Origin of the sequence: Methylicorpusculum oleiharenae (genome assembly GCF_009828925.2) — a bacterium.
GTDB lineage: Bacteria > Pseudomonadota > Gammaproteobacteria > Methylococcales > Methylomonadaceae > Methylicorpusculum > Methylicorpusculum oleiharenae.
Genome location: NZ_WUTY02000001.1, coordinates 3,499,188 through 3,521,076 on the forward strand (window position 1 = coordinate 3,499,188; position 21,889 = coordinate 3,521,076).

Annotated in this window: 9 protein-coding genes; all 9 read left to right on the plus strand. The window is 48.8% G+C overall.

Annotated elements, in window-relative coordinates:
* The first annotated feature begins 33 nt into the window (after positions 1 to 33).
* Positions 34 to 10,512 (plus strand): filamentous haemagglutinin family protein, encoded by a 10,479-nt coding sequence (locus GO003_RS15835; protein WP_159652930.1) that lies wholly within the window; start codon positions 34 to 36, stop codon positions 10,510 to 10,512.
* Between the two features lie 141 nt (positions 10,513 to 10,653).
* Complete coding sequence (locus tag GO003_RS15840; RefSeq protein WP_159652928.1) at positions 10,654 to 12,471, plus strand: DUF2341 domain-containing protein; 1,818 nt, start codon at positions 10,654 to 10,656, stop codon at positions 12,469 to 12,471.
* A 22-nt stretch (positions 12,472 to 12,493) separates the two neighbouring features.
* Positions 12,494 to 12,898: an ExbD/TolR family protein gene (locus tag GO003_RS15845; protein ID WP_159652926.1), complete on the plus strand. Its 405-nt coding sequence runs from the start codon at positions 12,494 to 12,496 to the stop codon at positions 12,896 to 12,898.
* A gap of 10 nt (positions 12,899 to 12,908) precedes the next feature.
* Positions 12,909 to 13,568 (plus strand): TonB C-terminal domain-containing protein, encoded by a 660-nt coding sequence (locus GO003_RS15850; protein WP_159652924.1) that lies wholly within the window; start codon positions 12,909 to 12,911, stop codon positions 13,566 to 13,568.
* Positions 13,569 to 13,574: 6 nt separating this feature from the next.
* A complete protein-coding gene (locus tag GO003_RS15855; protein ID WP_159652922.1) occupies positions 13,575 to 15,302 on the plus strand; it encodes a putative porin in 1,728 nt (575 codons plus the stop codon).
* An 11-nt stretch (positions 15,303 to 15,313) separates the two neighbouring features.
* Positions 15,314 to 16,075, plus strand: coding sequence for a hypothetical protein (locus GO003_RS15860; RefSeq protein ID WP_159652920.1), 762 nt, complete (start codon positions 15,314 to 15,316; stop codon positions 16,073 to 16,075).
* A 532-nt stretch (positions 16,076 to 16,607) separates the two neighbouring features.
* Positions 16,608 to 18,995 carry a tetratricopeptide repeat protein gene (locus tag GO003_RS15865; RefSeq protein ID WP_159652918.1) on the plus strand — a complete coding sequence of 796 codons (2,388 nt, stop codon included), beginning with the start codon at positions 16,608 to 16,610 and terminating at the stop codon, positions 18,993 to 18,995.
* A 58-nt stretch (positions 18,996 to 19,053) separates the two neighbouring features.
* Positions 19,054 to 19,722 carry a TVP38/TMEM64 family protein gene (locus tag GO003_RS15870; protein ID WP_159652916.1) on the plus strand — a complete coding sequence of 223 codons (669 nt, stop codon included), beginning with the start codon at positions 19,054 to 19,056 and terminating at the stop codon, positions 19,720 to 19,722.
* A gap of 121 nt (positions 19,723 to 19,843) precedes the next feature.
* Positions 19,844 to 21,520 carry a choice-of-anchor I family protein gene (locus GO003_RS15875; RefSeq protein WP_159652914.1) on the plus strand — a complete coding sequence of 559 codons (1,677 nt, stop codon included), beginning with the start codon at positions 19,844 to 19,846 and terminating at the stop codon, positions 21,518 to 21,520.
* Positions 21,521 to 21,889 lie beyond the last annotated feature (369 nt).

The following is a 21,889-nucleotide window of genomic DNA, read 5'->3' on the forward strand; positions in this document are numbered from 1 at the left end:
TGAAGAATAATCCTTTTGGTAAAGGCAACGAGCATGGCTAACAGCAAACGAATCAAACAATCCGGGTTTACCGCGGCAACTTTCAGATTAAAACCAACCGCAGCTTGCGTCCGGGTAATAATCGCCGGAGCCATGGTAGCCGGTTCAGTGGCACAAGTGCAGGCCGAATTACCGGTTCCCAGTGCGGTTTGGGCCAGCATGGGAGGTGCCAGCCGGCAAGTGCTGGGCAATCAAATGCGCATTGATCAGCACACGGACCGAGCGATCTTGAACTGGCAAAGTTTCAATATCGGTAAAGAGAATTCGGTGCATTTTCAACAGCCGGGCAGCACGTCGATTGCGCTGAACAGGATTTTTCAAAACGACCCCAGCCGCATACTCGGCGCCTTGACTGCAAACGGTCAAGTGTATCTGGTCAATCGAAATGGCTTTGTATTCGGCAAGGATTCACGCGTCGATGTCCGTGGCTTGGTGGCGTCGACTCTGGATGTATCGGATGAAGTGTTTACTCAGGGGATCACAAAAGTATTTGCCAATGACGGTTCTGCCGCCTTTCAAGGTAACGGCGATTTTTATCAAAAAAATCAGGATGGCAGTTTTAAACTCGATGCTGCCGGTAACAAAATCAAAGCGGCGGTTACCATTGAAAAAGGCGCTCAGATCAAAGCCTCGGATGGCCAGAATATTCTGATTATTGCCCCGACCATCTCGAATGGCGGGTATATCGAATCGAACGATAGGCAAGTCATTCTGGCTGCTGCAACCGATAAAGTTTATCTCCAGGAATCGGGAAACGACGGTTTACTCGTTGAAGTGCAAACCGGCGGTGAAGTCAATAATTTGGGAGAGATTGCCTCCAAACGCGGTAAAGTAACCCTGGTTGGCTTTGCGGTCAATCAAAACGGCAAGGTCTCGGCCTCGACCTCCATGAATATCAACGGCAACATTCGTTTACTTGCCCGCGAAAATGCGACAGTTTTGGCTACACCGAATGGTTTTCAAATGACTGCCAGCCGGACGAAGCGCGGGACCGCCAACGATGATGGATTAGGCACGTCGGCGACAGTCACCTTTGGCGAAAACAGCCGTACCGAAGTGTTGCCGGAGCTGGGCACCGGAGAAACGGCTGTCGACGAGCAGATTCAGCCATTGTCCAAGGTTGAAGTGATGGGGCACAAGGTTCATCTAAAGCAAGGCTCGGAGATTATTGTTCCAGGCGGCAAGGTTGACATCGTTGCGACAGCAAATCCGTTCAATCCGTTGCAGAATTCGGTCAATCGAAACGAGAGCCGTATTCTGGTTGATTCCGGCGCAAAGATCGATGTTTCCGGCGTTGATACGACGGTCAAAGCTATGGAAAGCAATATCATCGAAGTCGAACTGCGTTTAAATCAATTGAAGGATTCGCCGCTGCAACGCGACGGTATTTTATTCGGCAAAACAATTCTGGTTGATATTCGTAAAGGCAGCCCGATAGCCGATATTCAGCCGGATATCGATGCGATACAACGGACGTTGGGTGAACGGCTGGCGAAAGGCGGTGAAATCAATTTAAGTTCCGAAGGCGACACCATCATTCAAAAAAACGCGACGCTCGATTTTTCGGGCGGTGCAGTCTCTTATCTGGACGGTTTCATCACGACAACAAAACTGACGTCGAACGGCCGTATTTTCGATATCAGTGAGGCACATCCCTCGCTGAAGTATGACGGTGTTTATGGCGAAGTTGTTAAGGTTTACGAAAAATGGGGTGTCCGGAAAGTCTGGAAAGTCGATGGTCCGTTTGCATTGGCACGGCGAGAGGCAGGCTATATAGAGGGGCACGATGCCGGGCGTCTCAGCATTATTAGCCCGAATGTCTTGCTTGACGGCGACTTGAATGGGGGTACGGTCAGCGGCCGGTTGCAGCGGACGTTGGCCAGCAAAGCTAAAGGCGGCGAATTGTTGATCGATATGCGTTTGGCATCGGCTGCTGTGCAATCGGTAATTTTTTCTTCAGCAAGGAATACCGCAAGTATCGGTCTGGAATTGGACGATGAATTTCCTGTAACCGATCAAAACCTGACTATTGCTCTGGCGCTGCAATCGGGTTTAATAGCTGACAGCGGCATTCAGGATGCATCAATCCTGACTCACGGAACAATTACGGTTGCTGCAAACAACACGGTTAGATTGGACGATGGCGGCAGTCTGTCGCTGCAAGGCGGTGCAATTGGCATCGACGGCAATATCAAAGGAACGGGCGCACATATTGCGTTGACGACTGCGCTGAATGCCGAAACATTCGGTAAATTGAACGGGGCTATTAAAATAGGAAAGACCTCTAATATTGATCTGCAGGGCGCCTGGGTCAATGACAGAGTCACGCCTTTCTCTTTGATCGACACTACGCCGGTCAGTATTGATGGCGGAAGCTTTAGCGCCAAGGCTAACGGAGATGTCGTCCTGGAAGCCGGTAGCGTAATTGATGTCAGCGGCGGTGCCTGGATAAATACCAGCGGCACGGTCGCATCAGGCGATGCAGGTAAAGTACAACTAGTTGCAGCCGCCGAACAAACCGGTTCAAATCTGGTTCTGGAAGGAACGCTCAAGGCATTCGGTCTTGGAAACGGCGGAACGCTTGAGCTTGAGGCCAATGGGGTGGCAATTCGGCGCAGACGCGAAGACGAAATTGAAGGCTTGCGTCCGTTACAGATTGAAGACGATTTTTTCGGTCAAGGCGGATTTGCAAATTATATGATCACGGCCAATCTCAATGGCTTGACCGTTGATGAAGGCGCGCAGATAAACTTGCAGCAAGTTAATCGTATTTTGACGGGTGCGGCGATTACGCAAGGCAATACCGATAGTATTGCTGAGATATCAAGAGTTGCGGTCCTGCCCGCCATTCAACGTTCACCCAGTTCTTTGGTACTGACCTCTAACCATACGATCAGCTCCAATCCGGACAGCAATCTGGCCGTCGGCAGAAATGCTTCTATTTCGGCTGACCCGCTAAGCCGCGTATCACTGATTTCTGATTCTTCATTAATTTTTGACGGTTCCATCACTGCGCGCGGCGGCGATGTGACATTGGCTGTTACGCCGTGGCAGGGTCTCAGTGCATTGGATCCGCTTTATCAGCCATCCCAGGGAATTTGGCTGGGTGATAATGCCAGTATTGATGTTTCCGGAATTGCAGTTACTCAGACTGATGTACTGGGCCGTAATAGCGGCGAAGTCTACGATGGCGGCAGTGTCACTTTGGATGCTGCGCGCGGCTTCGTCGCCACAAAGGCAAATTCACTAATTGATGCTTCGGGCACAACCGGAGTCTTGAATTTGCCGCGGATCAGTTCCAGGGGGTTCGGACTGTCTTACGATCCGCTGACCATCGGTTCCCACGGCGGTAACGTCGCAATTTCAGCAGCCGAAGGGGTCATTATAGAAGGCCGGATGTCGGCCGCAGGCGGCAATGCACCCGGCACCTCGGGCGGAAGCTTATCGGTTCGTCTTGACAGCACCCGCAGAGAAGAGCCGACTGATGAAGGTATCGTTTTGAATTTCCCGGTTTTACCCGGCATTCTCAATCTGGCTCAACAAAAAAATACGCTTTTTACGCCGGAGTTTGAATCAGGGGGTGATAACTTGCCCGTCAACCTGACACGGCAAGGCCATCTTTCCGCGAATCTGATTACAAACGGCAATTTTGCATCGCTGAGCCTACAGGCAGATAACGAAATCCGGTTTCAAGGTGATGTCAACTTAACGCTTCAACATGCGCTTAATCTTGACACTCCAAAATACGGGTGGGAGAGTCTGGCGACTGGCGATAGCGGGCGTGTTGAATTAACTGCGGCTCATGCCGTCATCGGTTCGGAATTGAATCGAACGGCAGACGGTAACCCAACCGGTGGAGAGGGTAAGCTCACCGTGAATGCCGGCCTTATTGAGTTGTTCGGCGGCACTTACACCAGCGGTTTTGATGAAGTGAATTTTAACGCCGGCAATGATATCCGCTTGCGTGGTATACGCCTGCTGTTTGCGGATAGGGACTTTGTCGGCGAATTTAAGACAGCAGCCGATTTGAATTTGGCAGCCGGTCAAATTCATACAACGACTTTATCGGACTTTAGTCTGGTTGTTAACGGTAATCCTGACGGAACCATCACATTTAAAGGCAACGGTCAAAGCCGTCCTGTCTTGTCGGCTTATTCCAAATTGACGGTTAAGGCACCGAATATCCAACAGAACGGCATTGTTAAGGCACCGTTCGGGGAGATCTTTTTAGATGCGGCGGAAACCATCAAATTTGGAGCGAACAGCATCACTTCAGTCTCGGCGGAAGGTCAGGTTATTCCCTTCGGTATAACCGAAGGCGGCCTTGAATGGCTTTATCCGATCGGCGGCCAAAACTTGATTGTTGCAGCGCCGGATAAAAATATAACGATCAAAGCGGATAAAATTCAACGTGAGGTAGGCGCCACCATCGATTTGTCAGGCGGCGGCGATTTGTTGGCTTATGAGTTTATTCCCGGCATAGGCGGTTCCAGAGATGTTTTGGCGACGAGTCAATCTTACGCCGTGATCCCCGGATATTCCGGCTATGCGCCTTTCGATCCCTTAGAGTCGCCACAATCCGGATTAACGGTTGGGGACAGTCTGTTTCTGGGAGCAGGCAGCGGGCTTTTATCCGGCTTTTACACGTTGTTGCCGGCTCATTACGCATTGCTTCCCGGGGCGTATTTGATTACGCCGCAAGCGGGCAGCCGCGATATGGTGCCCGGCACGAAGACAATCAATTTGGAAGGCGCTTCGGTTGTCGCTGGTTTCAATGCCTTGAGCGGCTCGTCGGCACGTGACCAACGATGGTCGGGCTTCGCAGTTGAACCTGGCAGTATTGCGTTAACCCGCTCACAATTGAACTTGACGACAGCGAATCAATTTTTCGCGCAACAAGCGATTAACAGCGAAACGGCCATGCCGAGACTGCCTCAGGATGCCGGGCACTTGATTTTCGACGCGAAGACACAACTGGATTTGCCTCGTGTGTTGGCTGGTGCTGCTAACGGCGGGCTGGCGGGTTTGGTCGATATCGTTGCTGAAAACATAGCCGTCGTTAATACCAAAAACGGTCTGGTCAATACCGTGCAACTTCAAGTCAGCGATCTTGATACGTTCGATGTCGGCAGCCTCCTGATAGGTGGAGTCAGATCATTCGATCAGACTACCGGTGCTGTTAATTTGGATGTCAAATCAAAAACAGTGACATTGACCGAAGACACGGTTCTGAAAGGTCAGGAAATGCTACTGGCTGCGACTCAAAAAGTCGAATTACAAAAAGGTGCTTCAGTTGTCGCGGTCGGTAAAAAGCCCGTTTCGGAAACCTCGCCGGTTTTGGAAGTGTCCGGAGACGGTGCATTAATGCGCGTGTCTACCGGTCCTCAAGCGATCATCAGGAGGACCGGCTCGCAAGGTCTTGATGGCGACTTGATGATCAATGAAGGAACACTGGTATCGTCTGCTACAGGCTCGGTTCTGTTTGATTCGACGCGTCAACTGAAAATGAACGGTGAACTCGAAGCCGGTAATTCGCTAAACATCGGTGCCGAAGCGATTAATCTGGGCGAAGTGAATGATGCGTTAACCGGATTATCGTTCGATGATTCCCAATTGAGTCGTTTGAACTCAAAAGAGTTGGTCTTGACCAGTCGTAGCAACATCAACTTTTACGGCAGTATTTATCAAACCGATGCTGACGGTATACCCTTGCTTGATGCCGAAGGCCGAAACTTGCCGGTCGTATTAGGCAATGTGGTATTTGATGCGGCCGGTTTTGCCGGATTTGATAATGCCGGTAAAACAGCGAGAATTTCTGCCGAAACTCTCACGTTAAGAAATCATGCCAATCTAACCAGTGTTACCGGAAATGGAACCGGTCAGTTAGCTTTGTCGGCTGAGCATTTGATACTGGACGGCGGCAACTTTACTGTATCCGGTTTTGAATCAGGAACCCATTTCGATCTGAGTGGTTCGGTGACCGGTTCCGGGGTGACGCAATTGACTTCACTTGGCGATATAACGATCAAGGCCGGTTATATCACCGGTTTAACGGGTTCTGAAACGGCGATCGATGCCGGCGATCATGCATTAACACTGACCAAATCGACGGCTGCTGCCTCGCAATCTGCACTGACCGGCATAGCCGCCGAGCTGAGTTTGAGCGCAGGTTCTATCGCTATCGATGCGCCTTTGCTGTTTCGCAGCGGAACAGTAATAGCGAAGGCTAAATCGGGTGATGTCACCCTCGGTAAAGACGCAATGATCGATGTTTCAGGTATTGTCGTCAATGCCGGTTTGAGCGATCCAGTTCATTTACGGGCCGGACGCATCGATTTAACCTCTCAACAGCAAAATATCATCGCCCAAGCGGGCAGCAGGATGTTGCTGAATGCCTATACCCCGAAAATGGCTGCCGGGAGTTTGACTTTATCGGCGGCTGAAGGTCAGGCAATACTGAATGGAACAATTAATGCCAGTGGCGTAAATGCTGCTTTGGGTGGTGCGGTAGGTATTGATGTCGGTAGTATGGATGGCGCTGGATTCAGTGGCTTTAACACTATTTTTACCGGGTCAGGATTTACCGGTGCAGTGGATTTAAGGGTGCGTAACGGTGATTTGATCGTCGCTCAGAACGATGCGGTCAATGCGCATAACATCAAACTGACCGCTGATAACGGCGATCTGACCCTTGCCGGGACACTTAATGCCCGGGGAGCCGATGGCGGCTCTATCAACCTTAACTCGAACGGCAAATTGACGCTGGCATCGACGGCAACTGTAAACGCAAGTGCGCAAGGCGTGGCCGGTAATGGCGGTAAGGTCAGGCTGTCTTCTGTAGAAGGTGGCGGTATCGAAATTGAAAACGGCGCTTTAATTGCCGTTACAGATAACGGCGGCAGTGAGGGTGAGGTTCATCTGAGAGCGGACCGTTTAGCCGGTGATGTCAATATCGCGTCAATCTCTGCCGGTACGATAACCGGCGACTCGACTGTGACGATCGAAGCACTCAAGCGCTTCAATTACAGCATAATAAATGCTACGGCCATTGATGCGATTAAAAGCGACACCGCGTCTTATATGAATGCCATAGCCGTCGGTGGTATTGCCAATGCCAAATTCGGCCCTGGTTATGAAATAGCGCCCGGCGTCGAAGTCAGATCCGATGGTGAGCTGTCGCTGTCTTCGAAGTGGGATTTGGTCGACTGGCGTTATGGGGCAAACAAAACGCCCGGCTATTTAACGCTCAGAGCGTCCGGTGATGTGTTAGTGCAACAGGATCTGACCGATGCTTTTGCGAACGGCATTATTCAGGTGACACCGACTTTGTTCCGGAACATAACCGATATGTTACAGACCGGCCGCTCATGGGATTACACGGTGGTTGCCGGTTCTTCCGATTCGGCCGATATTCAGGCAGTGTCTGATAACGCGGGTGATATCAGGCTTGCCAATAACATTAAAGTACGCACCGGCACGGGCGATATCGGCTTTTATGCCGGACGCGATATTGTTTACGGAAATGATAAATCGGTGGTTTATACCGCAGGTAGACCCGATGAAGTTGATCGTTTCGGACTTCCCATAACGCGCGTTACCTCTAACTTTTATGTCGAATATCCGCTTGAAGGCGGGGACATCAACTTCCAAGCCGGACGGGATATCAAAGGCGCAGTGACCAATCAGATTGCTACCGATTGGCTGTTAAGAACGGGCAATTGGTCGCGCAATGAAACCCATACCGGAGAAAGGCCGACTGCTTGGGGGATAGCTGTAGGCACTCGCGTTGGATCGAGCATAACGCCTGATTACCGTCAAAATGTCGGAGCCTTGGGCGGCGGCAATATTACGATAAGGGCGGAAGGGGATGTCAGTGATCTTTCAGTTGTGATACCGACAACCGGAAAGCAGGTGGGACAACGGGTGGCACCTCAAAATCCGGCTAACCAGAATTATTTGACCAATGTGGTCGAAATCAATGGCGGCGGACATCTTGATCTTACCTCGGGTGGTGATTTGAAAGGGGGGATGTTTTATGTCGATGGAGGCACCGCTACCTTGAATGTTGCTGGTTCTTTGACCGCCGGTTCATTCAAGACGGTCAGCCAGCCGGAAATGAATCCGGTTTTGGCATTAGGTGACTCGCAATTTTATATTACGGCGGGAAAAGACATTGCCGTTCAGGCGATTATTGACCCGATGACTTTGCCGCAACCGCAAAGCAAAAGGCCGGATTTAGCGAACCTGTTTTTCAGGTATAGCGCCGACAGTGCCGTTTCGTTCATTTCAATGGCCGGTAAAATCAGTCTCGATAATAATGCTTCGTCACTGACCGACTTTTTGAATCACCAGCGAACCGGGGCTAATACCATGAATTTTTCAGGTAGCGCCAGAGAGCCTATTTTTGTCAATCCGGCTTCTCTTAATGCTTATGCTCTGAACGGCGATATTGTTTTAAAAGAGAGCATGATTTTGTTCCCAAGCCCTACCGGACAATTCGAGCTTTTTGCAGCGAACAATATAGAGACCGGCGTCAGCGGTTCCAATATCAACATAGCCATGTCGGACACTAATCCGGCCTTGCTGCCTTCCGTGTTATATCCGGCGGCAAGCTACAACGACGCCAATTTGAGACTGGTCTCCTCCGGACAGAGTAACGAACCCGATAAGCTGTTTGCGCCGGTACCTAATCATATCAACGATTTAAAACCTGCACTGATCAGCACACTGAATGGAAACATCAGAGGTATTAATCCGCTTCTGTTTGTCATGGCCAAACAGACGGAGGTCATGACTGGAAAGGATATACGCAATGTCAGTTTTCAAATTCAGCATAATTTTGAAGGAGCTGAATCGATTATCAATGCCGGACGCGATTTTAAATACGACATCGCCAGAAACCCGTCAACCGGTGCGTTGTTCAACGTCGTGCAAAAGCTTGAGGTTTCAGGTCCCGGACAATTGACCGTTCTTGCCGGTCGGAATGTCGATTTGGGTTCATCGGAAGGCATCACTACCGTCGGCAATCAGATCAATCCAGCTCTGGCTGCAGATGGAGCCAACATTGATGTGATCTCGGGGCTCGCCAAAACCAATCTTGATGTTGCTGCTTTTGTCAGTCAGATAGTGACCGACAGGGATGCTTATATTGAAGCTAATCGGCAGGACATTATTGAACATATGCGGCAATTGACCGAGGATAATGCGTTAGCCGAAAGTGATGCAATTGAAGCCTTCAAAAACCTTTCGTTAACTGATCAAGCCGAATTTGCCGGTCACTATCTCATCGAGAGGGAAGTTTTTAATCAAGCTTATCAGCAGGGTATTATCGATTATATGCGGCGATTCACCGGCAATGATGCGTTAGCCGGAAGCGCTGCGATCGACGCGTTTAAAAAGCTCTCTTTAACTGAGCAGGCTCACTTTAATGCGCACTATCTGTCTGCAATCAGAAAGCCGTTTAACGAGATGATGAAAATACAAGGCGCACGGTTTTCAAATGCGAAAAACAGCTTTGATAATACTGCTGACGAGGCTGATAAATTCAAATTCAAACAGGAGATGGATTTGGCGCAACTCGAAATTCTGGCGGCAATTGAAGTGTTGTTCCCCGGTACTACCGTTTTGGCCGGAAACGATGGTTTTACCATCGACCCGGAAAAGGGTCTCGTGTTCAAGAACGGAAATGATGCTGACAGTATTTTAAGCGGCGCATTTGCTGCTGAGCGGGATACATCACAAACCGGCGATATTTCCATGTTCTTCAGCCGGATACACAGCACCGATGGCGGCGATATCAATTTGTATGCGCCGAATGGAGGTGTCAATGCCGGTTTGGCAGTGAATTCAAGCGGCGCTAAAGACTCCTCGCAACTCGGTATCGTGGCGCTCAAAAAAGGGGCAATTCATTCTATGGTTCGCGATGATTTCCAGGTCAATACGACACGGGTTATGACCTTGGGTGGCGGCGATATCATGATCGGTTCCACTGACGGCAATATTGACGCCGGTCGCGGCGCTAAAACCGCTTTGGCTGCGCCGGTTCCGATTGTCAGGTTCGATGAGAAAGGCAATTTGATCATTGAATTACCACCTGCAGTAGCAGGCAGTGGTATCAGGGCCAACGTGGCTCCGGACGGCTCACAAGGTGATGCACTGCTGTTTGCATTGCAAGGCATTATCGATGCGTCCGAAGCCGGTGTCGGCGGCAAGGATGTCACGGTTGGCGCAACGGCGATTGTCGGGTCCGATAACATTGATGTCGGCGGCGTATCGGTCGGTGTGCCGGTTGCTTCAACTGGAAGCCTCGCAGCAGGTTTGGGCAATGTCAGCAATGTGGCTGCAGCGGTTGCCGACGCTGTCGATAGTTCCGGCGATGCGGCCAAGGACGCCGGCGATAAAATGGCCAGCGCCGCAGCATTAGGCATTATCAGCGTTGATATTCTCGGTTTCGGCGATGAGGAGGCGAATTAGCCCTCTGTTTAACCTGATAGGCGCTTATTTATCACGGTCGCCGCGAAAACTGTTTCGCCGCGACCAATAAATTTCACAAAGTAACATAGATGTAACAATCGCTTGCGATAATTGAATTCTGATTTGAGTTTGAGAGAAATAATGAAACGTTTTGCTTTTTTTCTGATTTTATTGGCTTTTGTACCGACTATCGCTTCCGCCTGGTGGAACGACGATTGGGCGTACAAGAAAAAAATAAATCTGGATACGAATACATTGACCCAGTCGGGCGTAACAATTCCTGATGACGGCTATGCGTTGATCAGATTGCACACGGGTAACTTCGGTAATTTCCTGGATCTTGCCGAAAATGGTAAAGACATCCGGGTGCTGAGCGCCGATGAGCAAACGCCGTTAAAGTTTTTTATTGAAAAACTGGATCCTATTAATGAAATGGCGTTTATCTGGGTAAAACTGCCCAAGGATATGGCGGGCATGCCGGAACCGGCGATCTGGATTTATTCCGGAAATCCTGAAGCGGCTGACGGTCAGGATGCTCCCGGATCATTTGATGTCACGCAGATGTTGACATACCCTTTCTCAAAAGAAGGCATCAAAGATTTATCCGCAAATAATCATCACCCGTCTGAAGCTACAGCCACGATCGCTGAAGGCGGGCTGATAGGTGAGGGTGCAGTGTTTCAAGGCAGTCAGATTATTAGAATTCCGGCATCGCCTTCATTGCAAATGCGTCCTGAGCAAGGCTGGACTTTTTCAGCGTGGTTAAAAATCGATCAGGCGCAAGTGGTCGATAGCGTAGTTTTCCAGGTTGCCGGTTCAATGCAGAACCTGACTTTATCGGTTAGAGACAGCATGCCTTTTATCGAAGTTGTCGACAGTACCGGCGTCAAGCAGGGATTTGCCGGTTTAGCGCCTTTGGAAGCAGGCGCCTGGCATCATCTGGCCTTAGTGGCGAGTGCGGGTAATATTGCACTGTATATCGACGGTAAATCAACCGGTTCTTATCCTGTTTCGCTGACTGAATTTTCCGACGATGTCACCATCGGCGCCGATGCGCAAGGCGGCCGCGGCTATGTGGGCATGATGGATCATATTGTGCTCTATAAAACCGCTCGTGATGCCAATGCGCTGAGTTTTGATACCCTGATGCAAGGCCCTAACTCGACCTTGTTAACCTACGGTGAGGATGCCTCCGGGGACGATGACGGCGGTGGCGAGTCCCGGATTATGGCGACTCTTCGCGATGTAACGCCGGATGGCTGGGTCATTATCGGCTTATGCGGAATCATGTTTGTGATGAGCTGGATCGTCATGGTAGTGAAGTCCATCGTTTTGAACAAAAATCATAAAGAAAATCGCAATTTCGAAGATGAATTCACCAAACTGAAAGCCAGTGACATCAGTAATCTGAATCGTGAAACGACCGAAGATGATGAAGACATTGAAGAATCACCGATTCTGTTATCAATGACCGGCGGACATGCGCGGTTTGCAGGATCCTCCATCTACATTCTTTACCATGTCGGCGTGGAGGAAATGAACCGGCGTTTGGCGAGGGCGGTGGGTGCGGATGTGAGCGAGCCGATGATTTCCGAAAAAGGCATTAACTCGGTAAGAGCCGCCATGGAATCGGCATTGGTCAGGGAAATACAAAAACTGAACAATCAGATGGTGTTGTTAACCATCGCGATCAGCGGCGGACCTTTTCTGGGGCTGCTGGGAACTGTACTGGGGGTTATGATCACGTTCGGTGACATTGCTGCCAGCGGAGAAGTCAACGTCAATGCGATTGCACCTGGTATCGCGGCGGCGCTGGCAACTACAGTAGCCGGTTTGCTGGTCGCGATTCCTGCCCTCTTTGGTTACAACTATCTTGCCAGCCGGATTAAGTTGATTACGGCCGATATGTATATTTTCGTCGATGAGTTTACGACTAAATTATCCGAACAATACAGCTAATTAGAACTGCGAGTAATTACTGATGCGTTATCAAGAAGAACTGGACAGTTATGATGAAATCAACGTCACATCGATGCTGGATTTGGCCTACGTTTTGTTGATTGTCTTTATCATCATGACCACCGCGGCGGTGCAGGGCATTACCGTCAATTTACCCAAAGCCAGCGATGCCCCCAGCTTGGCCAAGCCCAAAACTAAAGCCATTACGATTACCGCTGACGGAACGATATTTCTGGATACTTTTCCGGTGACACTGGAACAGCTTGAGTCCACGTTACAGCAGTACCGGGCGGCTGACCCTGATCTGCCTGTTGTTATCAAAGGGGATGCTACCGTGCAGTATCAAAATGTGGTCGATGTTTTGGCCTTGCTGGGTCGGATCGACATCACTCAAATCGGACTGGTTACGCAAAATCTAGTCAGATAAGCCTATTCCCATGACACATAAAAAACATTGGCGGGTTTATATCCCGAGGGTAGCGGCTGGTCTGATTGCAGCCATTGTGCTGGGTTTGTTGGCTTATTTTGTCAGTCAGATTGACTCGGAAAAACCGGAAAAGAAAGAAAAAAAGATTCAAGCCATCACCCTGCTCAAACCACCGCCTCCGCCACCACCGCCTCCCAAAATCGAGAAGCCGCCGGAGCCAGAAATAAAGGAAAAAATAGAGGAACCCGAGCCTGAACCGGAACCGGAAGATACGCCGGAAGAAGCACCCGAGGATGCCCCGGCTGACACCGGTCTGGACGCTGAAGGAACCGCCGGATCAGATGGTTTCGGGTTGGTCGGACGTAAAGGCGGCAAAGGTTTGTTAGGTGGCGGCAGTCCGGTGAGCTGGTACAAGGGTGTCATCAGAAATCAATTGACCGAGTTGATTTCAGATCGCGACGATCTGAGACGCAGCAAATATACCGCCTCGGTAAAAATCTGGTTCGACCTTGACGGAAACGTGCAACGCTTTGAGCTGACTAAAAGCAGCAGCGATTCCAAAGTTGACGAGTTATTGAAATTACAGTTGGGCAAGCTCAAGAAAATCAGCAAGGCACCCCCTGTTGGCGTCAAATCCCCGGTCAAGTTACGTATTACTTCACGCATCTAGAGAGATATGAACACGTCGAATAAAACTAAACAGGCTTTTACAGCCTTGATGTTGTTGGGCTTTTTGGGACCGGTTGAGGCTGGCGAAAAAGAGGAATTGCTGAAACTACGCAGCACCACGGAAAGCCTGATCAAGCAACTGGTTAAACAGGGCGTTCTGAACGAGGAAACCGCTCAGGATATGTTCAAGCAGGCTGAAGATGATGCCGGTAAATTGGCGGCTCAAGCCAAAACAGCGGAAGCCATCGGCAATGCCGAGGCAACCGGATCGCCTGAAGCCGATGAAGTGCGTGTGCCGTATATTCCTGAATTTATGAAGGATGAGATTCGTGAACAGATTCGCGCCGAACTGCGCACCGATGTAACCAACGATGTGATCAGCAAGGCCAAGGAAGAGGGCTGGGGTTTGGCTGATGCGTTGCCGGAATGGACGCGTAAGTTTAAATTGTCGGGCGATATTCGTCTGCGTTCCGAAAATGTGTTTTATGCGGATGGTAATGCAACGGGATTTTATCCGGATGCTCAAACGATCAATCAGCGCGGTGGAGAAATTGCGGCATTTCCTGATGCCTTGTTAAATACCACCAATGATAATCATCGTTTTCGTGAACGCCTTCGTTTGGGTCTTGATGTCGATATTGCTAAAGGACTAAAAGCAGCTGTTCGGTTATCGACCGGCAATTTCAGGGATCCGGTTTCGACGAATCAGACGATGGGACAAACCGGGGATCGTTACGAATTTAATATCGATAGAGCCTATCTGCAATATGACCATACCAATACCTATGGTTTCAAATGGTTGACATTGATGGGTGGACGCATGAAAAATCCCTGGTTCGTCGGCGGTGGCGAGTTTACCAGTGGTTCGGAGCTGGTGTGGGATACCGATTTGTCGTTTGAGGGTTTTTCCGCGACCGTGCGTCATAATCTGGGAGTTTCCAATGGTCTGGGTGACGATGCCCGGATGATTTATGCGACGGCGGGTGCTTTTCCTCTGCAGGAGGCACCTTTCAGTCATAACGATAAATGGCTGTTTGGTGGTCAGGTCGGTCTGGATTGGGGCTTTAAAAATCATGACAGCCTGAAATTTGCTGTTGCTTATTATGATTATAAAAATATCAGTGCGAGGCCCAACACTTCAACTCAGGGTACCTGCGATTTGAATTCCCGCGAGAACGATGCTTCCATGCCTGAGTTTATGCAGGGTGGAAACAGTCTGGCGGCAATCTGTCTTGAAGGTGATCAATTTAATCCTGGAAGCACTCCGGGCATGCTGGGTTTAGCGTCTGATTTCAACATCATTAATGTCAATATGCGTTATGACTTTGCGTTGTTCAATCCTATTCATTTCACGTTTTCTGCGGATTATGCCAAAAATGTCGGCTTTAATAGCCGAGATGTTCAAGACGCGCGCATCTTAGGCGGAGGAGATGTCGAAGATCAAACTAATGCCTGGCAGGTCCGGGGAGATGTTGGCCATCTCAGAGTCGACCGACAAGGCAATTGGAGCACTTTCGTTGCTTATAAGAGCGTCGAGCGTGACTCCGTTCTGGATGCTTTCTCTGATTCCGATTTTCATTTAGGCGGCACCAATGCCAAAGGCTGGATACTTGGGGCAAACTACGGCTTGCTTAATAACGTCTGGCTGACCAGTCGCTGGTTGACTGCCGATGTTATCGAAGGTCCTGAATACGGTGTCGATGTATTCCAGTTTGATGTCAACGCGAAGTTTTAATGAACCTGAATATGAACATTTCAAGCAAGCAGTTCATTTGGGGTCTTATTGTACTCAGTTCGCTGTTATCCGCGATGCCGGTGCACGCGGTTAAACGTGATGAAAGCGCCGATAAGCGCATTGCCGCCAAATTACAGGCGATGGTGCGTGAGGTCAGTGCTGAACGCGATAGACTGAAAACTGAAAATGCCACTCTAACGGCGGAGAATGAGCAGCTTAAAGAACAATTGAATGCCGAAAAACAGATGTCTCAAGCGGCGGCGTCGGTAGAGACCAAATTGACCGGAGAACTTTCGGCAGCACAGGGTAGTAATGTTCGGCTCAGCAGTCAGTTGGATAAAACCAAGTCAAAGCTGCATGAAGTGGTTGAGAAATACAAACAGCTGAATCAGGAAAAGAAACAACTAAACGGACAGTTCACCGAGTTACAGCAGACTCAACAATTTACTGCGACAGAATTGGATAGCTGTGAAAACAAAAATCTGGAGCTGCTTAAGACAACCCGCACGATGATGGAAAATTTCAATAGCCGAGGCTTATTCGATACCTTGCTCGGTAAAGAACCGATACTGGGATTTAACGGCGTTGAAATCGAAAATATGATTCAGGAATACCAGGATAAACTGGCTGCGCATCAATACCTGAGGAAAACTGAAGCCGATGTTGCAGCCGAATCGCCACCGGAAGAGAGTGAAACGGAGGAAGAGGCGGAATCAGAAAGCGAAACTGAAACTCAAGAAGTTGATGGTAATTCCAGTGAAGATGGGCAATAAACCAGATAATGCGAGTGCGTTACATAACGCCGGAAAGATGCCAAGACATAGGATGTGCTGAGGTACGAAGCGCATCGTTCGCGATTGATGCGCCTCCTGTCGTCGGCACATCCTATGAACTGCGCATCAGTACCTGAGAAAAACAGAAGCCGATGTTGCAGCCGAACCAGCACCGGATGAGGGTGAAACCGAGGAAGAGGCGGAATCAGAAAGCGAAACCGAAACTCAAGAAGTTGATGGTAATTCCAGTGAAGATGGGCAATAAACCTGATAAAGCGAGTGGGTTCTATAACACCAATAAGATGTGAAGACATAGGATGAGCTGAGGTACGAAGCGCATCGTTCGCGATTGATGCGCCTCCTGTCGTCGGCACATCCTATGTGCTGAAGTTTCGATTTTTTTACAAAGATATCCAGACTTGTAAGGGGTTTATCTTAGGTTATGTTTCCGTCTTTCACTGCCGGGACTAAACCTGCCGCAGTTTTTTTTGAAATTATTGGGAAACTACATTCAAGCAATCCTGTCACGGCTATGAAGCATAATTACTTTGGAATACTGGTACTGATTCTTTCAATCGGCTCATTAACAGCCTGCGACGATTCAAGACGGAAAATGAACGAACTGCTTCAACAGGGAAAGGAGCAATTTCAGGCGGGGGACTATGAGAATGCCCGTCAGTCTTTTGACCACATTCTTAAAATAAAATCCGATCATGTCGAGGCTTTGTATCAGTCAGCCGAAGTTTCAGCCAAACTGGGTGATTTGCAGATGGCCCGCGAGTTTTATCAAAAAGCCGTTGATGCCGATCCCAAACATTTAATGGCAAGAGTCAAGCTGGGTCAGTTTTATCTCTTAGCCGGACAACTCAATAATGCTGAAACCCTGGCCAAAGAGGCCAACGCGATTGATGATGAAAATCCTGATGCCTTGGTTTTGAGTGCCGGAATATTGGCTGCGCAAAACAACAGTGATGCAGCGACCGTCAAGGCGGAAGCGGCATTGGCCAAAAGACCCGGAGATGTACCTGCGATTTTATTGCTGGCATCGTTGCAGGCCAAATCCGGAAAACCGGACAAAGCGATTACGTTTTTGCTTCAGCATATTGGAAAAAATCCCAGCGATACTTCACTGCGTTTGATGCTGGCCAATCTCTACATCACAACAAAGGCCTTTGATGAAGCGTTGAAGACGCTGGAAGCGATCGTTAAAATCGAACCCAAACCGCTGATTCATCGAAAACGTCTGGCCTTGTTTTTAATTGAACAAAATCAGCTGGATAAAGCCGAGGCTGTTTTGCGTCAAGCGGTCGCCGATCTTCCCGATAATCAGCAAGCCAGGCTGAATTTACTCGACTTCCTGGCTGAAAAAAGAGGCCCTGAAATTGCCGAATCTGAATTGATTCCCATGCTGGAAGACCATCCCGATGATTTTGTATTGAAATTCGGTTTGGTCAATCTCTATCTGACGCAAAATTTGACCGAAAAAGCCGAACAGGCGTTGCAGGAGATAATAGCTCTGGATCAGTCCGGCAGGCAAGGCGTCAAGGCAAATATCTTGCTGGCGCGACTGCAGGTTAAATCCGGGCGCATTGAGTCCGCGAAGGAATTGATTGAAACCTTGCTGAACGCTAATCCCAAGGAACCCGAAGCATTGATTTTGCGCGGTGAACTGGCGCTGACTGAAAGCCGTTTAGCCGATGCCATCGGAGATTTTCGCAAAGTGCTGGTAGAGCAACCGGACACGATCAAAGTATTGAAATTGCTGGCTACGGCGCATCAACTGAATCAGGACCCGGTGCCGGCATTGGAAAACCTGGAAAAAATCGTACGGTTGCTACCGAATGATGAAAACGCCAGACTCGAGTTGGCTGAGCTGCTGGTTAAAACCGGCAGTGCAGGTAAGGCTGCTGAGCAAATGATCACCTGGTTGCAAGTTAATCCGGGCAGCAAAAGAGGACTGGAAGCCTTGTTCAATATTTACCGGGTGCAGCAGCAATGGGAGCAGGCCAGACAAGTTGCCGGTCATTTACAGCAGGCCTATCCGAATGACGCATCTGGTTTTTACCTTGCAGGCTTGACATTTCAATCCGAAGGCAAGCAGCAGGAAGCTGTCACATTTTTTGCCAAAGCCTTGAGCAAGCAAACTGACGCGGTCGAACCATTGACGCAACTGGTTAATAGTTATCTGCAATTAAAAAAACCGGATCAGTCACTTAAAATTCTGCAAGAGATCATCAAACAAAAACCGGAGCATTTTATCGCTTATAACCTGATGGGCGGTGTTTTTGCTGCAGCCAACAAACCCGCCGAGGCAGCTGCAGCCTTTAACAGGGTGATAGCAATCAAGCCCGAATGGGAAAACCCTTACCGCAATCTGGCTGGACTTTATATCAATCTAAAAGAGCAGGGAAAAGCCGTCCGGATTTTACAGCAAGGCATCGACACGACCGGTTCGTTGACATTGGTTAGTGATTTGGCGGCAATTTATCATCAAGCCGGCGCGCATGATAAAGCGTTGGCACTTTTGGAAGACAGTTATAAAAATCAGCCGCAATCAGCAGTAGCCTTGAATAATCTGGTGCGCTACTTATCGGTGCAGGCAAAAGACAATGCAGCCTTGGACCGTGCTGCAAAACTGGCCGGACCGTTAGCCAAAACCAACAATCCTGACATGCTCTATACCGTGGCAGTCCTAGCCTATCGACAAGGCAGCTATGACAAAGCCAGAGAGTTATTGGAGAAAGTTACCGGACAAGTGCCGGATTCAGCCGTTGCGCATCACAAGCTGGGTATGGTTTATTTTAAACAAGGCGATAACAAAAGGGCGCGCGAGCATTTGGAAAAAGCTATTGAAAAAGACGACCACTATAACGGCGTCGACGAAGCTAGGCAGACATTAAAAACCATTTCGGAAAGTTAGGCGGGGCAATGCCAGAGTCCAAGTGCAGTTAACTATTTTAAATACCGTAAAAACTGACATGAATATTGTAAAAAACTGGCTTATTATCCTATTGGTGTTGATTATTATCCTTAGCCTGTATTCGTCAGATATTATTACATTGGATAATGTGAAAAATAATGAAAAATACATCCGGTATTTCATTAGTAATAATTACTTTTTTTCAGTCGTTATGTTTTTTACTTCCTGCATCATATTTATTAACTCACCGATTCCCTTGGCTGCCGTTCTTAAAGTATTGGGTGGTTTCTTTTTCGGCTTTTATCTAGGTGCTGTTTACAATATAGCGGCCACACTTGCGGCTTGTCTGATAGGGTTTTTGATAAGCCGTTATTCGTTCAATAAAGTATTTAAAAATCGTTATTTGGATAAACTGGATTCTATCGGCAATGAAATAGAAAAAAACGGGTTTTATTATTTTTTATCATTACGTCTGGTAATGTTTGTGCCTTATTTTTTAATCAATATATTAGGGGGTATTTCAAGAATATCTTTCAAAAAATATTTATTAAGCACCCTGATCGGAGTGACGCCAGCTTCGTTGATTTATGCAAATGGCGGAAATCAACTCGATCACATCCATTCTATTAAAGACCTGTTCAGTTTCGACATTCTGTTTTCTATTGTCATCGTTGCTACGATTACCTTGTTGCCTGTTTTTTTAAAGAATAATAAAGGCATAAAATAATCGTTTACCTAGTAGTTGAAGAATATCCGCCTGTCAAGTGCGCTGTCACCGAATTGTCACGTTCTTTTGGTGAAATACATCACACTTTTGTGTATTTCAACAACAATCTCAGGAGATATTCATGAATAAAACCATACCCCTAGCAGTGACGTTGTCAGCAATCTTTGCCCCTTCAGCACAGGCAAGTCTGGAAATCAACCTGCTACAAGCTTTTACCAGCGCCAATGGGGCGCGTGACGGCAGTGCCGAAATCGTGGCTTATACACCCGATCAGTATACTGTTCTGAGCACAATGTCAGGCAACAGCGGAACAGGTGTCCAGGTTTTGTCATTAGCTAGCACAGGAACCTTGAGTGAGCGAGGACTGATTACTTTCGATACGGTTTTCGGCGGAATTGGCGATATCAGCGGCGCTTCCTCGACGGCTGCCGATCCATTAGGCCGTGGTTTTGGTGCAGTTTCACTGATACCCACAGCAAACGGCTCGACGGCTGGAAAATTAGGGTTTTTTGATTACCGGGCCGGTTCTTTAGGTGCGTTAACGACGTTGGATGTGGGTTATCATCCTGACAGTATCAAGTTTTCAGCTGACGGCAGCCGCCTGTTTGTGGCTAACGAGGGTGAGTTTACAACTGGCGGCAATACCGATGCGCCGGGTTCTATCAGCATAATTGATCTTTCAGGCATTCAATCGCTCAGTGACTTCGCATCATTGACCAGTGCCCATGTCAAAACGTTCGATTTTCAATCTCATCATTTGGCCGCTGGCCTGACTTTGGACGGGCTGCGCTTTAATGATAAGACAGCGACTGAATTATACCGGCATGTTGAGCCGGAGTTTATGTCCGAATTGGACGGCCGTTTGTATGTGAGTCTTCAGGAAAACAATGCTGTCGGTGTGTTTGATTTGGCCTCGGAAAAATGGGTTGACCTTCATAAGCTTGGAACGATAGTGCAAACTATTGATGCCTCCGACAGAGATGGCGGCGCCCATATCGACGATAAAGTAGCCGGTTTGCCTATGCCCGATACGATTGCGACTTTCAGTTCAGCCGGAAAAAATTTCATTGTGACGGCTAATGAAGGCGATTTTCGCGTGGATGATAATGACCGGATTCGAATAAAAGATCTTGCTGCCGGTTCCGTAGACAGCGCGACTGAAGCTGATCTCGACGCCATTTACGGCAATTACAAAGCCGATAGCGCTTTGGGCCGCTTGCGCGTTTCCAAAATAGATGGGGATACCGATGGTGATGGTCAAATTGAAACATTGACCATGACCGGTACCCGTTCATTTTCCATTTGGGATGCTGAAACAGGCCAGTTGGTCAGCGACAGTGGTTCGTTTGAACCCAAGCTTCTCGAGTTGGACCCTGACTTGCACAACATCACTGACGGTGACTTGAGCACAATAGACAGACGTTCAGCGGACAAAGGACCGGAACCTGAGGGTTTGACGGTAGGTGAGTTCAACGGTCGGCGTTATGCTTTTATTGGCATGGAAAGACAGAACGGCCTGCTGGCTTACGATATTACCAACCCTGAACAAATGGAGTTTGCCGGTTATATCAACAGTCTGGCTGAAGGCCTGGTATCACCCGAATCCCTTTTGTTTATTGAAGCGGCTTTCAATCCTACCGGTAAAAACTTGTTAATAACCGGATATGAGTTGAACGGCGGCGGTATCGGTGTTTACTCGGTTGTTCAACCCGTTCCTGTTCCGGCTGCTCTGCCGCTGATGGCTACTGCTTTAACAGGGGTTTTAGGCATGTCTAGACGTAAAAAAATGTTGGGATAACCCTCATTGATGGGGGCGCGTTACCCCCAACGACGTTAAGTTAGGCACGGATAGCGTTGATAGTGGGTGTCACCCCGTCACCGATTGCCGGGGGCCACAAGCCATGGATGGCATTGGACTTTCACATCGGTGTGACCTGAATTTCGGCAATCCATGCCGGAATGACGGCGTTGATGTCCTTTCAACTAATAAACCATCTGAAGGCTTGGCATTACCCCGACAAATGAAAGATCGTTGTAAGACGGATAAGGCGACAGCCGCTTCCGCCAATGCTGTTGAAGGGGGATGCGCTGCCGCTTATCCACCCTACCCATCGGCTTTCACGGTAACGCAAACATAACCTTAATCAATACCCTTCTCTCCATTCGG